Raw genomic sequence first — 14,405 nt, forward strand, 5'->3', positions numbered from 1 at the left:
GGCCTACTTTCTGTCTGATTAGGCAAAAGGCCCCGGTATGGCTGAGTACAAGAAGAATGCCCGCGAACACCGGCACAATCCCACCACGTTCAGCGGTAGGTTAAATCACACGTCTTAAAATATCAGGCAGTATCCTTCGAGTTGCCGCCAATGCCCTGTCGCTGGCAGTATGACGGGTGTTTATCTCGCAGGGCCGCTCACCGAGTGTCGGCGTACTAACGTCGGGCTGAACATATGGGTTGTTTCCGGCAGCGGCTGACCTTTAGCTAAGGCGAGAGCCAGCTGTGCCGCCTGATTTGCCATTGCCACCACCGGGTAGCGAATCGTGGTCAGACGCGGGCGCAGGTAGCGGGAAATCAGCACATCATCAAAACCAATCAGTGAGATCTCTTCCGGCACATCAATGCTGTTATCGCTTAACACCGAAAGCGCACCGGCCGCCATCGAGTCGTTGTAGCAAGTCACTGCGGTGAAGTGGCGCCCTAATCCCAGTAAATCAGCCATGGCCTGCTCGCCGCCAATTTCATCCGGTTCTCCGTAAGCGATCAGTTTGTCGTCGACGGGAATGTTGTGCTCTTTTAGGGCATCGAGATAGCCTTGCAGGCGATCTTTGGCATCAGAAATACCGTGGTTTGAACACAAAATGGCAATGCGCTGGTGGCCGCTCTGGATCAGATGACGGGTCGCCAGCCATGAGCCGTGGCGGTCATCAAGGGCTACGCAGCGTTGTTCGAAATTAGGCAAAGTGCGGTTGACCAGCACCATACCCGGGATCTGTTGCATGAGGTTTTGCAGCTCGTCGTCAGGCAGCATTTTTGCGTGGACCACCAACGCTGCACAGCGGTGACGGATCAACTGTTCAATCGCTTGACGCTCTTTCTCGACATTGTGATAACCGTTGCCGATCAGCAGAAAATTGCCGGTAGCATAGGCCACTTGTTCCACGGCTTTTACCATGGCACCAAAGAAAGGGTCTGAGACGTCCGCGACAATCAGGCCGAGGGTTTCAGTCGATTGCTGTGCCAGCGCTCGCGCATTGGCATTAGGATGATACTGCAGATGTTGCATGGCGATCTGCACCGCTTCTCGCGAGCTGTCACTGGCCTTGGGTGAGTGGTTAATCACGCGTGAAACCGTCGCAACGGAGACACCTGCCAGTTTTGCAACATCTTTGATGGTAGCCATTACACGTCCAAAGTTTGTGTGAGGGTAAGCGTTTACATTATCAGTTTTGCGGAAAAAGCGCGGTGGGACAAGGGATGCAGATCGTAACTTTGTGATGCAAGACAATGTTTTGTGGATCAGTGGTTCAAAAGATAAGGGCTGATTAAAACCAGCTTCCTCTGTAAAACTCAGCGATTATCGATATTTGTGCTTTGAGTTACCGTCACCAGCAATGCTATTTTTAACGTTATTCACTTGCCTATAATAATCCCATCAGAGAACAACATGACAATCAAACGCTATCCGCAACTGGCTCACTGGGGAGCCTATACCGCCGTGGTGGAAGACGGGCGCTTAATCCGCTGTGAGCCTCACTCTGCGGATGCTGACCCTTCACCCTTGCTCGACTCCATCGTCCCACTGGTGTATTCCGATAAGCGCATCCGTAAACCGGCGGTGCGCCGTTCGTGGCTGCAAAAGCGAGAAAACAGCGACCGTACGCTGCGTGGTAAAGAAGATTTTGTCGAAGTGGACTGGGATCTGGCGCTGGATCTGGTGGCGGCGGAGAACAAACGTGTGCGTGATCGCTATGGTGCATCCGGTATTTTCAACGGGTCCTATGGCTGGTCTTCCGCCGGTCGTCTTCATCATGCGCGATCACTGGTGCGACGTTTTTATTTCACCGGCGGTGGCGGTGTGGATCAGCAGGGCAACTATAGCTGGGGCTCAGCACAATTCTTCCTTCCTTATGTGATTGGCACTTTTACCCCTATGACCGGGCGTGTCACGTCATGGCCGAGCGTAGTGCACAACGCGGAGATCCTGCTGGCCTTTGGCGGCCTGGCATTGAAAAACGCTCAGGTGGCGTCCGGCGGTGCGGTGGAGCACACGCTGAAACCGGCGCTGGAGCAGTTGGCGAAGAAAGGCACGCCAGTGATTAATATCAGCCCAATGCGTGATGACTGCCCGGCCTTTCTCAATGCCGAGTGGATCCCCATCCGTCCCAATACGGATGCCGCACTGATGATGGCGCTAGCCTTCGAAATTCAGCGTCAGGGTGCTCAGGATGATGACTTTCTCGCCAGCCACTGCGTGGGGTATCCGCAACTGGTAGCCTATCTGCAAGGCAAAACTGACGGCGTGGCAAAAACACCCGAGTGGGCGAGTCTGATCACGGGTATTCCGGCAGAGCGTATTGCTCGGTTGGCGCAGCAGTTGATTGGCGTGCGCAGCTTCATCACCTGCTCTTACTCGGTTCAGCGCGCCCATCGCGGCGAGCAACCTTACTGGATGATGATTGCCCTTTCAGCCATGCTCGGGCAGGTCGGTCTGCCAGGCGGTGGCTTCTCATTCGGCCACGGTTCGATGAATAGCGTCGGCAACCCACGTTTTGACACGCCGGGGCCAGCGGTCAGCGCTGGGCCAAATCCATCCGGTTTGTCGATCCCAGTGGCGCGTATCAGCGACATGCTGCTCAACCCCGGCCAGCCTTATCAGTTTCAGGGGGAAACGCTGAACTACCCGGATATTCATCTGGTGCACTGGTCTGGTGGTAATCCGTTCCATCACCACCAGCAGCTTAACCGGCTGGTGGAAGGGTGGCAGAAACCGGACACAGTGATTGTGCAAGACAATGTCTGGACACCGGCCGCCAAAATGGCGGACATCGTATTACCGGCCACCACGACACTTGAGCGTAATGATATTGGGGGTTCGTCCCGCGACCGCTTCGTGCTGGCGATGCATCAGGCGATTGCGCCTCAGCATCAGGCGCGTAATGACTTCGACATATTTGCCGATCTGGCTGAGCGTCTGGGCTACCGCGAGCCGTTCACCCAGGGCCGTGACGAAGATGCCTGGCTGCGTCATATTTACCAAAAATGTGGTGAAGCGCAAAACGGCACGGGCGTGGAGTGGCCGGATTTTGAAAGCTTCTGGGAGCGTGGCTTTGTTGAGTTGCCGATGCCGCAGAAAGATTTCGTGTTTTTCGAGGAATTTCGTAAAAGCCCGCGCGCCAATCCGCTCGGTACCCAGAGCGGAAAAATTGAACTGTTCTCTGAGAAAATCGCCAGCTACGGCTATCAGGATTTTGCAGGTCATCCTGAATGGAAGCCACCGGTAGAGTGGCTTGGGGCTGACATCGCTAAACAATGGCCGCTGCACCTGATTTCTATTCAGCCGAAAGATCGTCTGCACAGCCAGCTGGATCAGTCCCCGTTAGCGCAGTCGAATAAAACGGCAGGCAAAGAAACGTTGATGATGCACCCTGAGGATGCGGCTGTGCGCGGGCTTCAAAATGGGGCGCTGGTGAAAGTCTCCAACGATCGCGGTAGTTGTCTGGCGGGTATATCGCTCAATGACGGGATCACCCGTGGGGTCGTATTGATGGCGACCGGTGCATGGTTTGACCCAGGCTTTGGCGGCAAATGGCAGGAGACTGAACAGGCGGGTAACCCCAACGTACTGACGCTAGATATCGGCACGTCACCACTGACCCAGGGGCCGAATGCCATGAGCTGCCTGGTGGAGGTTGCCGGTATAAACACATGAAATTTTATCGGGTGACTGTCTGATGTGTCATTAATGACTGAACTCAGACAGTTTTTCACCACTGGTTACACTTTGCGGGATTATGTTGCTATTGGCTGCTGGCAGGGAATAGGGCAAAACGGCTAAATTGAACGTCCCAGAGGTATTGATTGGTGAATCATCAGCGTACTCTGTATGTTGATACCGATTAAATTTGCACCAACCTACGCGGATGCGTAGGTTTTTTTTTGCTTTTTTGCATCGCTAAATACGGGACTCTCCTAAACTTTCACCTACCCGTCGTAAAATTCCTTGCTCCTATAGTATGCTGCTTCCTTAACCTTTTTCTTCTTTCAGAATCAGGAATGACTCATAAGGAGATGGCTTGGATGTACAACTTTCTTTTTCAATTTTTCAGGCTGCTGTTCCGCCTGGCGTTTCGCGTTACGGTCACACCCGCCAACGCCAATTTTGATTATCCCAAACTCCTGATCACACCGAACCATGTTTCGTTTATCGACGGCGTGCTGTTGGTGCTGTTCTTGCCGGTCAAGCCAGTGTTTGCAGTCTATTCCAGCATTACCGAGAGTGGGTATATGCAATGGTTGAAACCTTATGTCGACTTTGTGCCGCTGGATCCGACCAAGCCGATGGCGATTAAACGGTTGGTGCGCGAAGTTGAAAAGGGGCGTCCGGTGGTGGTGTTCCCTGAAGGCCGCATCACCGTCACCGGTTCACTGATGAAGATTTACGACGGCGCCGCTTTTGTGGCCGCGAAGTCACAGGCCACCGTGATACCTGTGCGTATTGACGGTGCAGAGTACACGCCGTTCGGCCGCCTGTTCGGTAGCTTCAAAATCCGCTGGTTCCCAAAAATCACGATCAACATTTTGCCGCCACAGCAGATACCGATACCGGATGCCCCGCGCGCCCGTGAACGTCGCATACTGGCGGGACAGACGTTGCATGACATCATGATGGATGCGCGGATGAACACCCGCGAACCCGAGACGCTCTATCAGGCATTGCTGTCCGCACAGACCCGTTATGGCCGCCGTAAACCTTGTATTGCGGACATCGCTTTCAAAGAGGACAGTTATCAGGGATTGCTGAAAAAATCTCTGGGCGTGAGCCGTATTCTGCAATGCTTCACCCGTGAAGGTGAACATGTCGGGATGTTGCTGCCGAACGCCACTATTATGGCTGCAGCACTGTTCGGCGCTTCAATGCGTAACCGTATTCCGGCGCTGCTTAACTATACGTCGGGTGCCAAAGGTATCAACAGCGCGATGAAAGCGGCGAAGATTGAAACCATTATCACCTCGCGCCAGTTTTTGGAAAAAGGCAAATTAACGCATCTGCCGGAGAACGTCCCGGACGCGAAATGGGTCTATCTGGAAGATCTAAAAGATACCGTCAGCACCAAAGATAAGCTGTGGATCCTTTTCCATCTGATCTTCCCACGCCGGGCGATGCTGCCACAAAAAGCCGACGATGCAGCGCTGGTGCTGTTTACTTCCGGTTCGGAAGGCAATCCGAAGGGCGTCGTGCATTCCCATGCCAGCCTGCTGGCCAACGTCGAGCAAATCCGCACTATTGCAGACTTCACGCCGCGCGACCGCTTTATGTCGTCGTTGCCGCTGTTTCACGCTTTTGGCCTGACCGTTGGGCTACTGACACCACTCATTACCGGTGCGCGAGTGTTCCTCTACCCAAGCCCGCTGCATTATCGCATCGTGCCGGAGCTGGTTTACGATCAGAACTGCACCGTGCTATTTGGCACCTCGACTTTCCTCGGTCACTACGCTCGCTTCGCCCATCCGTATGATTTCGCTCGTTTGCGTTACGTGGTGGCTGGCGCCGAGAAGTTGTCTGAAAGCACCAAGCAAATCTGGCAGGACAAATTCGGTATCCGCATTTTGGAAGGCTATGGCGTGACGGAATGTGCGCCCGTCGTCTCTATCAATGTCCCTATGGCCACTAAAATTAACACCGTGGGTCGCATTATGCCGGGTATGGAATCGCGTTTGATTGCGGTACCGGGTATTGACGTGGGGGGGCGTTTACAACTGCGCGGGCCGAATATTATGAAAGGCTATCTGCGGGTGGAAAACCCCGGTGTACTGGAGACGCCGCAGGCCGAAAATGCTGATGGTGATATGCAAGCCGGCTGGTACGACACCGGTGATATCGTCACGCTTGATGAGCAGGGTTTCTGTGCCATTAAGGGCCGCGTGAAGCGCTTTGCGAAACTGGCCGGTGAAATGGTCTCGCTCGAAAGTGTAGAACAGCTGGCACTGAAAGCCTCGCCTGATGCTCAGCACGCCGCGACGTCGCGCAGTGACAGCAGCAAAGGTGAAGCGTTAGTGCTGTTTACCACCGATGGCGAACTGCGCCGCGATGCACTCTCCAAAGCCGCCCGCGAACTCGGGCTGCCTGAACTCACTGTGCCGCGCGATATTCGCGTGATCAAAGCGCTGCCGCTACTCGGCAGCGGTAAACCTGACTTTGTCACCCTGCGCGAGATGGCAGAAAAACCGGAGAATGAGGCATGATCCAGCCCTTACTTGCAAAATCCCCGCTCATGTCGCGTAGCATGACTGCGGTGATCGTTGCGCAGTTCCTGTCAGCTTTCGGCGATAACGCGCTGCTGTTTGCCGCACTGGCATTGATTAAGCAACAACTCTATCCCGACTGGAGTCAGCCCATTTTACAAATGGCTTTCGTCGCCACTTACATCATTCTCGCGCCGTTTGTCGGTCAGTTCGCAGACAGTTTTGCCAAGGGCAGAGTGATGATGTTTGCCAATATCCTCAAACTGGCAGGAGCGGCCGTTATTTGCGCCGGACTGAATCCGTTCCTCGGTTATACGCTGGTTGGGATTGGTGCGGCAGCCTATTCACCCGCTAAGTACGGCATCCTCGGTGAAATTACCGAAGGCGAACAGCTGGTCAAAGCCAATGGTCTGATGGAAGCTTCAACTATCGCTGCTATTTTGCTGGGCTCGGTGGCCGGTGGCTCGCTGGCTGACTGGAGTATTTTGGCGGCACTGAGCGTCTGTGTGCTGGCTTATGCAGCGGCCGTGGTGGCGAACTGGTTTATTCCTAAGCTTACGGCGGCCCGTCCGGGGCAGTCATGGAAGCCGAAAGCCATAACGGGCACCTTTTTCCGCGCCTGTCGAATTTTGTGGAACGACGGCGAAACCCGTTTCTCACTGGTCGGAACCAGCTTGTTCTGGGGCGCAGGCGTCACGCTGCGTTTTCTGCTGGTGTTGTGGGTGCCGGTAGCGCTCGGTATTACTGACAACAAAACCCCAACGCTGCTTAACGCCATGGTGGCGATCGGTATCGTGGTGGGTGCCGCTGCGGCCGCTAAACTGATCACCCTCAAAACGGTCAAACGCTGCCTACCTGCTGGTGTGGCGATTGGTATCGCAGTCGTTGTTTTTGCTTTGCAAACCAATATGTTGAACAGCTACTTGTTACTGGTGATTATGGGGATCCTCGGCGGGTTCTTTGTGGTGCCACTTAATGCGCTGTTGCAGCATCGAGGTAAAGAGTCGGTCGGCGCGGGTAACGCGATTGCGGTGCAGAATCTCGGTGAGAACACCGCGATGCTGCTGATGCTTGGCTTGTATTCGCTGGTGGTCATGGCAGGAGTACCGGTCGTGGGCATTGGTATTGGTTTTGGCGTGATCTTCGCTCTGGCCATTACCGCGCTGTGGGTATGGCAGGTGATGCAAAAGCGTCGCAGCCTGTCGTCGTCATAATTCATTGTTGGAACAAAAACGAAAGGGCGCAGATTGCGCCCTTTTTAATGTCTGAAATCGCGATCACGGCGCAGGAATGGTAAAGCGTTTATGGATCTCTTCCAGCGCGTTAAGCACATCCTCTCCCAGCGTCAGGTTCTGGCTATCAATGTTGATCTTCAATTGCTCCAGTGATGTCGCGCCGAGCAAGGTACTGGCGACAAAAGGTTGCTGACGGACAAAGGCCAGTGCCATCTGTGATGGGTCCAGGTTGTGCTTTTGGGCCAGAGTCACATATTCGGCCACGGCGGCTTCAGACTGCGGCGAAGAGTAGCGGGTAAAGCGGCTGAATAGCGTATTACGTGCATTCGCCGGTTTTGCACCGTTGAGGTATTTGCCGCTTAGCGTACCGAAAGCCAAGCTTGAGTAGGCCAGAAGTTCTACGCCTTCATGTTGGCTAATCTCTGCCAGACCAATCTCAAAACTGCGGTTTAGCAGGCTGTAGGGGTTTTGAATCGACACAATGCGTGGAAGATCGTGTTTCTCTGCCAGTTGCAGATAACGCATCACACCCCATGGTGTTTCATTGGATACGCCTATGTAGCGAATTTTCCCGGCACGCACCTGCTCATTCAGCGCTTCCAGTGTTTCCAGAATGGTGACCGGTGAGCTGTCTTCGGTGTACTGATAACTCAATTTACCAAAGAAGTTCGTTGGACGTTGTGGCCAGTGTAATTGATAAAGATCCAGATAGTCGGTATTCAAACGCTTGAGGCTGGCATCAAGTGCCGCACGGATGTTCTTGCGATCCAGGTATTGATCTGGACGGATGGCGTTGTCGCTGCCGCGTGAAGGTCCGGAAACTTTACTGGCCAACACGATCTTTTCGCGATTGCCGCGGGCTTTCAGCCAACTGCCAATATAGCTTTCAGTCAGTCCCTGCGTTTGCGGGCGTGGCGGCACCGGATACATTTCTGCCGTATCAATCAGATTGATGCCAGCAGCGACGGCGTAATCCAGCTGTTGATGGGCTTCGGCTTCGCTGTTCTGTTCACCAAATGTCATGGTGCCAAGTCCCAATAAGCTCACTTCTAAAGAACTGTGGGGTATACGGTGATATTGCATTGCCGGTCTTCCTTACTTTTGAGGATGTCAGGCTGATAAAACGTGCCTTAACTAACTTTGTATTTCTTTCCAGGATGAAATCTATTTTCACGTTTAGACGTTATCGGTTTTTACCGTTGTCTGTGCGTCAGAGACGATATCTGACTATATACAAGCGATGCGGATGGGGGAAGCGGCAAGCTGAGTTCGGCAGGAAATGGTCAGGCTGGCGTTAATAAGGGTGGGTGCCAGCGGTGACTCCCCGCTGGTACCCATCTGGAATGTTTTTTCTCAAACGCTTAGCGTTTCATTACCTGGCTGACGTTGTCGTTATTGATTTGACGTTCATTACCTTGATCGTCGGTATAACTCAACAACCCGGTTGATTTATCCAATTTAGGTTTGCCGTCTGTCAGTATCATGCTGCCGTCTTTGGTTGAAATGACATAATCACTGGCACAACCCGCCAGACCCACTACAATCAGCGCTGCGCTGAGTATCAATAAGCCTTTATTCATTGCTTTTCCTTTCATCATTGCTATTCCTTCATCATGGGCTTGTTCAAACTGTTATCAGGATAGCAAAACCTCTGGGTTAGGTTAGGTGAAAGATGTTTATTTTTGTTTATTGTTAAAAACAAACATCGGCTAAAGCAGAAAATGTCGCGCGAGCAGAGGTCCGGTAAAGCTCTTTTTGAGGTAGAACCCACGCGGTAGCGTCATGATGGGCTGACCAAACTCGCCGATGGCTTCTGTCAACGCTTTACTATTAGCGCCTTTAGGACGTAGCTGTAATACTTCGCCGTGACGAGCGGTAATGGTTTCTACTTTTCCCAGCACGATCAAATCCATCAACTCCTCCCAGTCCAGACGCAACTGTTGTTCCTCGTCATGGGAAGGGCTCCACAGCAGTGGCGCGCCAATTCTTCTTTCTGACAGCGGGATCTGACGTTCTCCTTCTACCGGGATCCACAGTACGCGTGCCAGTTTATGTCGGACATGGCTACTTTCCCAGGTCACTCCGCTGTTACCGGTCAACGGTGCGACACATACAAAAGTGGTCTCCAGAGGTTTGCCCGCAGCATCAATAGGGATGGTTTTAAGTTCGATACCGATCTCGGCAAAATCTTGCTCGGGTTTACTGCCTGCCATTGCACCCAGATAGACTTCCAGCAACATGCCCACCCAGCCTTTTTCGCGTTTTAAATCTGGCGGGATAGCCAGATTAGCGTTCTCGGCTAATTGCCCCAGAGAATAACCCGCGAGTGATTGTGCGCGTGCCAGCAACGTTTGTTCGTCGCGAGGTGGTTCGATAGTGGGCAGTGGAATCGACATGCAGCAAGTTCCGCAATAGTTGGTTGATTTTTATACGCAGGCTGTGCGCTGGATACAATTAAAAGTTATACCCGCGACTACCCCGAATAATAGCATGATTTATCGTGGGTTTTTTTTCGAAAAGTCCCATTATCCTGGCGGATCATTTAAGGTTAACTCACAGTTGAAGCAGACAATGAACAGGATCTTCCCCCTACTTATCCACAGATTTTCTGGATAACCCACACTTATAGGGATCACTGGTTTGATTTACAGGCTTGACTGTGGGGGTTTTTTGTCATTTTGTCCCATAATTAGTCAATGGATAGCTTTTATCTGTGGATAAAAACACCGTTGGTTGTTCTTTCGCCAGCCATCATCCACAGTGCCGTTAAAGTCATAAATTAAACCAGTGGAGAAGCTGTGAGTTGTTTTTAAATGATTGAAAATTATTGATTTAAATTGAATTTAAAAACTGAGTAGGAAAAAGCTTAAAATAGTTTTACCCCTCTTGTTATGAAGTTCTTCACATGTCTATCCACAGAAAAAGTGAATAAAGTTGCACTTGTTTAGGGTTGCCTGTTTATAACTTTACTTTTTCGTGTGAGTTATCCCTTTTTTATTCGTGAAGATAGGGACGAAGCAGTGGTTTACCGCCTGTTGGTAGTATGAAACAATCAGAACATCTATGATTTTGAGCTTATTGAGGTAGTCCGGTGATCGATGATGATGGCTACCGCCCGAATGTTGGTATCGTAATCTGTGACAAACAGGGCCAGGTTTTATGGGCCAGACGATATGGCCAGCACTCATGGCAGTTTCCTCAAGGGGGCATCAACTCCGGTGAAACTGCTGAACAGGCCATGTACCGTGAGCTGTTTGAAGAGGTGGGTCTTGGCAGAAAAGACGTGCGTATTCTGGCTTCGACCCGCAACTGGTTACGCTATAAATTGCCAAAACGTTTGGTGCGTTGGGATACAAAGCCGGTATGTATCGGCCAAAAGCAAAAATGGTTCCTGCTGCAATTGGTATGTAATGATGCAGATATCAACATGCAGCGCAGCAGTACGCCAGAATTTGATGGTTGGCGCTGGGTGAGTTTCTGGTATCCGGTGCGTCAGGTCGTGTCATTCAAACGTGATGTTTATCGTCGCGTTATGAAGGAGTTTTCCATGACTGTGATGCCAATGCAGGAAACATCCATGCTCCGAACGTCATCCGTTTATCGCCGTAAAAGAGGCTAAGTCACGAAGAAATGCTCACGCGTTTGCGAGAAATTGTTGAAAAGGTAGCGATGACGTCCAGCCTGAATGATGCGCTGGATGTGTTGGTCAATGAAACCTGCCTGGCGATGGATACCGAAGTCTGTTCCGTTTATCTCGCTGACAATGACCGCCGTTGTTACTACCTAATGGCGACGCGAGGTTTGAAAAAACCTCGCGGGCGTACTATTGCGTTGGCGTTCGACGAGGGCATTGTCGGGTTGGTCGGGCGACTGGCTGAACCCATTAACCTCGCCGACGCGCAAAGTCACCCCAGCTTCAAATATATCCCCCAGGTAAAAGAAGATCTGTTTCGATCCTTCCTCGGTGTGCCGATTATTCACCGTCGCCAGTTACTTGGCGTGCTGGTTATCCAGCAGCGTGAACACCGGCAATTCGATGAAAGTGAAGAGTCTTTCATGGTTACGCTTGCTAACCAGCTCGCGGGCATTTTGTCCCTGGCTCAGCTCAACGTCCTCTACGGCCGCTTTCGTCAAACCCGAGTTAAAGCGCTGGCTGCTTCCCCAGGTGTAGCTATTGGTACTGGCTGGCAGGACAGCACGCAACCTTCGTTAGATCAGGTCTATATGGCGTCCACCTTGGACACGGTGCGTGAGCGTGAGCGTCTGACCCGCGCTCTGGAGGATGCCGGTGCCGAGTTTCGTCGTTTCAGTAAGCGTTTTAGTGCCAGCGCGCAGAAAGAAAGTGCTGCCATTTTTGACCTCTATTCACACTTGCTTAATGACGCGCGGCTAAAGCGTGAGCTCTTCGCTGAAATCGATAAAGGCTCCGTGGCGGAGTGGGCGGTCAAAAAAGTCGTGGAGGCATTTGCCGCGCAGTTTGCCAGCCTGCAAGACACTTACATGCGAGAACGCGGCAGTGATCTTCGGGCGCTCGGGCAGCGGTTGGTTTTCCATCTTGATGACACTATTCAGGGGAATACCCAGTGGCCAGAGCGTTTTATTCTGGTAACGGATGAATTGAGCGCCACCTTACTGGCTGAAGTCCCCCAGGATCGGCTGGCTGGGGTGGTTGTGCGTGATGGTGCCTCTAACTCCCATGCGGCGATCCTCGTGCGCGCCATGGGCGTGCCAACGATCATGGGGGCAGATATTCAACCGTCCCTGCTCAATCAGCGCCAACTGATTGTCGATGGTTACCGCGGCGAGCTGTTGATCGATCCTGAGCCGGTGCTGGTTAACGAGTATAAGCGGTTGATCAGCGAAGAGATGGAACTCAGTCAGCGTGCGGAAGATGACGTTGAACAACCTGCGGCGATGAAAACCGGTGAGCGGGTTCAGGTGATGCTTAATGCTGGCCTGAGCGCGGATCACGAAAAGCTGTTCGGCAGTCGCGTTGATGGCGTGGGCCTCTACCGCACCGAAATCCCTTTTATGTTACAAAGTGGTTTTCCGTCTGAAGAGGAACAGGTTGCGCAGTATCAGGGGATGCTGCAGCTGTTTCCTACCAAGCCAGTGACCTTGCGTACGTTGGATATTGGTTCTGACAAGCAACTGCCCTACATGCCAATCAGCGAGGAGAACCCTTGTCTTGGCTGGCGCGGTATCCGCATCACCCTCGACCAGCCAGAAATTTTCCTGATTCAGGTTCGCGCCATGCTGCGAGCGAATGCGGCGACGGGCAACCTTGGTATTCTGCTGCCGATGATCACCAGCCTTGAAGAGATTGATGAGGCGCGTCGTTTGATCGATCGTGCCGCGCGCGAGGTGCAGGAACAACTCGGTTACGACTTACCTAAAACGCGTATTGGCGTGATGATCGAAGTGCCATCGATGATCTTTATGTTGCCTTCGCTGGCTGGCCGGGTCGACTTTCTTTCAGTTGGAACCAACGACTTAACACAATATCTGCTGGCCGTTGATCGTAATAATACCCGGGTTGCCGGGTTATATGACAGTCTGCATCCGGCCATGCTGCGGGTGCTTAAACAGATCGTGGCCGATGCCGAAACTGCCGATTTATCCCTTAGTATTTGCGGTGAAATGGCGGGGGATCCGATGGGAGCGCTGTTGCTAACCGGTATGGGGTATCGCAATCTCAGCATGAACGGACGCAGCGTGGCACGTATTAAATATCTGTTACGCCATATTGATTTGGTGGACGCACAGGAACTTGCCCGCAGAGCACTTGAGGCGCAATTCACGACTGATGTTCGCCACATGACAGCGGCTTTCATGGAAAGACGTGGGTTGGGCGGTCTGATCCGCGGCGGTAAATAAATACCCTAAATTCTTAAGATGCGATGCATTGGCTGCTCCGGAAGTAGGGTGTGTGATGTTTTTTTACAGAAATTTTCCGGACTGTCTGGTCCGCGCCAAGCATTGCCTGTGCTATGATCCTGCCCCTGCCGACCCCTAACCGGGCGATAACAATAAACTATTTAGGGTGATAGATGAGTAACAGCTATCTGGCGTTTCCCAAGTTTGACCCGGTCATTTTCTCCATAGGACCGGTTTCTCTGCACTGGTATGGCCTGATGTATCTGGTCGGTTTTGTCTTTGCAATGTGGCTAGCCGTTCGCCGGGCTAACAAGCCAGGCAGTGGCTGGACAAAAGATGAAGTTGAGAATCTGCTGTATGCCGGTTTCCTCGGTGTTTTCGTCGGTGGCCGCATCGGTTATGTACTGTTTTATAACCTGCCTTTGTTCCTCGAAAATCCGCTCTATTTATTCAAAGTCTGGGACGGTGGAATGTCCTTCCACGGTGGTTTGATCGGCGTCATCTTGGTCATGCTGTGGTTTGCGCGTCGTACCAAACGCACTTTCTTCCAGGTTGCCGACTTCATTGCTCCGCTGATCCCGTTTGGATTAGGTGCCGGTCGTTTGGGTAACTTCATTAACGGTGAATTGTGGGGCCGAGTGACGACCGATGTGCCATGGGCGATGCTGTTTCCAGGCTCTCGCCAGGAAGATATCGCTATCGCCGCGGCTAACCCTAAATGGCAGCCATTGCTAGACCAATACGGTGTTCTGCCGCGTCATCCGTCACAGTTGTATGAACTGCTGCTTGAAGGTGTGGTGTTGTTTATCATCCTCAACCTGTTTATCCGCAAACCGCGCCCAATGGGTGCAGTGTCGGGTCTGTTCTTGATTGGTTATGGTACTTTCCGCAGCATCGTTGAACATTACCGCCAGCCAGATGCTCAACTTGGCTTGTTTGACGGTTTCCTCAGCATGGGGCAAATCCTTTCCGTTCCAATGATTGTCATCGGTATCATCGTGATGATCTGGGCCTATCGCCGCCCGCAAAAACAGTTGTCGTGAGG

The 14,405-nt window shown here is 52.3% G+C and carries 10 protein-coding genes; 6 read left to right on the plus strand and 4 right to left on the minus strand.

Annotation, left to right across the window (positions count from 1 at the left end; all coding sequences use genetic code 11):
• Window positions 1-180: 180 nt before the first annotated feature.
• Window positions 181-1,185: an HTH-type transcriptional regulator GalR gene (gene galR, locus IEV89_RS19820; protein WP_188475241.1), complete on the minus strand. Its 1,005-nt coding sequence runs from the start codon at window positions 1,183-1,185 to the stop codon at window positions 181-183.
• Window positions 1,186-1,449: 264 nt separating this feature from the next.
• On the opposite strand from galR, the gene IEV89_RS19825 reads away from it, so the two are divergent.
• From IEV89_RS19825 to lplT, 3 genes are all read left to right on the plus strand, one after another.
• Window positions 1,450-3,714 carry a molybdopterin guanine dinucleotide-containing S/N-oxide reductase gene (locus IEV89_RS19825; RefSeq protein WP_188475242.1) on the plus strand — a complete coding sequence of 755 codons (2,265 nt, stop codon included), beginning with the start codon at window positions 1,450-1,452 and terminating at the stop codon, window positions 3,712-3,714.
• Between the two features lie 368 nt (window positions 3,715-4,082).
• Window positions 4,083-6,248: a bifunctional acyl-ACP--phospholipid O-acyltransferase/long-chain-fatty-acid--ACP ligase gene (aas, locus tag IEV89_RS19830; RefSeq protein ID WP_188475243.1), complete on the plus strand. Its 2,166-nt coding sequence runs from the start codon at window positions 4,083-4,085 to the stop codon at window positions 6,246-6,248.
• Window positions 6,245-7,462 carry a lysophospholipid transporter LplT gene (lplT, locus tag IEV89_RS19835; protein WP_188475244.1) on the plus strand — a complete coding sequence of 406 codons (1,218 nt, stop codon included), beginning with the start codon at window positions 6,245-6,247 and terminating at the stop codon, window positions 7,460-7,462. Before aas ends, lplT begins: the two co-directional genes overlap by 4 nt.
• A gap of 63 nt (window positions 7,463-7,525) precedes the next feature.
• On the opposite strand, the gene IEV89_RS19840 is transcribed toward lplT, so the two are convergent.
• The 3 genes from IEV89_RS19840 to mutH form a co-directional block, all read right to left on the minus strand.
• Entirely contained in the window at window positions 7,526-8,566 is a 1,041-nt protein-coding gene (locus IEV89_RS19840; protein ID WP_188475245.1) for an NADP(H)-dependent aldo-keto reductase, read from the minus strand.
• A 278-nt stretch (window positions 8,567-8,844) separates the two neighbouring features.
• On the minus strand, window positions 8,845-9,063 hold the full coding sequence (locus IEV89_RS19845; protein ID WP_188475312.1) for a YgdI/YgdR family lipoprotein: 219 nt from the start codon (window positions 9,061-9,063) through the stop codon (window positions 8,845-8,847).
• A gap of 129 nt (window positions 9,064-9,192) precedes the next feature.
• Window positions 9,193-9,879, minus strand: a complete 687-nt coding sequence (mutH, locus tag IEV89_RS19850; protein ID WP_188475246.1) for a DNA mismatch repair endonuclease MutH — start codon at window positions 9,877-9,879, stop codon at window positions 9,193-9,195.
• A gap of 695 nt (window positions 9,880-10,574) precedes the next feature.
• Between mutH and rppH the strand changes: the two genes are divergently transcribed.
• The 3 genes from rppH to lgt all read left to right on the plus strand — a co-directional run bounded on the left by rppH (window position 10,575) and on the right by lgt (window position 14,403).
• Window positions 10,575-11,102: an RNA pyrophosphohydrolase gene (gene rppH / locus IEV89_RS19855; protein WP_188475247.1), complete on the plus strand. Its 528-nt coding sequence runs from the start codon at window positions 10,575-10,577 to the stop codon at window positions 11,100-11,102.
• A gap of 11 nt (window positions 11,103-11,113) precedes the next feature.
• Window positions 11,114-13,360, plus strand: coding sequence for a phosphoenolpyruvate--protein phosphotransferase (ptsP, locus tag IEV89_RS19860; RefSeq protein ID WP_188475248.1), 2,247 nt, complete (start codon window positions 11,114-11,116; stop codon window positions 13,358-13,360).
• 173 nt (window positions 13,361-13,533) lie between these two features.
• Complete coding sequence (lgt, locus tag IEV89_RS19865) at window positions 13,534-14,403, plus strand: prolipoprotein diacylglyceryl transferase (RefSeq protein WP_188475249.1); 870 nt, start codon at window positions 13,534-13,536, stop codon at window positions 14,401-14,403.
• The last annotated feature ends 2 nt before the right edge of the window (window positions 14,404-14,405 follow it).

The organism is Hafnia psychrotolerans, from assembly GCF_014639435.1.
Lineage (GTDB): Bacteria > Pseudomonadota > Gammaproteobacteria > Enterobacterales > Enterobacteriaceae > Ewingella > Ewingella psychrotolerans.